Raw genomic sequence first — 636 nt, 5'->3', positions numbered from 1 at the left:
ACCGCCATCAAGGCCAGCGATGCCGACCGGAATGCTTATCGGGCCACTCTGTCCACAGAAGACCTTGCCAAGTTTGACGCCATGCGCGAGCGCATGGTCGGTGGACTAGAGAAGATTTACGCCTACGAGGCTTTCACAGGATATACGTTTCTAAATTGGAATCAAATCCAAGGCGATGCATTCTTTTACCAACCAAGGTATCTCGCTACGAGCGGCGCTGTACCAGTCGAAGTTTGGGTCCCACTCACGCAAATCATTGCCCAAACCAGAAATGCTGTTCCGGCTGGTGAGCCAGGATATATCCGGGTGACTATACCGGCGCCTGTCAACGGAAGTGCACACATCGATACTTTGTGGAACCGGTTAGTGGAGGATGCGACTGTCAACCTGTCTCCCTTGTTACGCCTTTCCAAATATCTGGACATGGTGGACTTAACCATCAGTGATGCTGGTATCAGCTTCGATTTCAGTCGCCTGAACGCAGGTCTGGCGGCAGCTACTGCTGCGGATAAAACGGAGGGAACGGCAACCATACTGGATTTGTACCGCAGCGAAGGCGCCATGCTCGATAGCATGGGCTGGGATAGCGCTCAGCAACTGAGCAGCTTGATGCAACAAGCTGCAACCGATGCCGAT

At 53.1% G+C, this 636-nt stretch carries 1 pseudogene; it reads left to right on the top strand.

From position 1 onward, the window contains the following. Window positions 1-636: pseudogene (locus AC07VY_RS26580) on the top strand (calcium-binding protein); the annotation flags it as partial.

It is taken from the genome of Rhodoferax sp. GW821-FHT02C08 (assembly GCF_059421805.1).
Note: the sequence above shows the minus strand (reverse complement) of the source record. Positions and strands in the feature narration are given on the sequence as shown.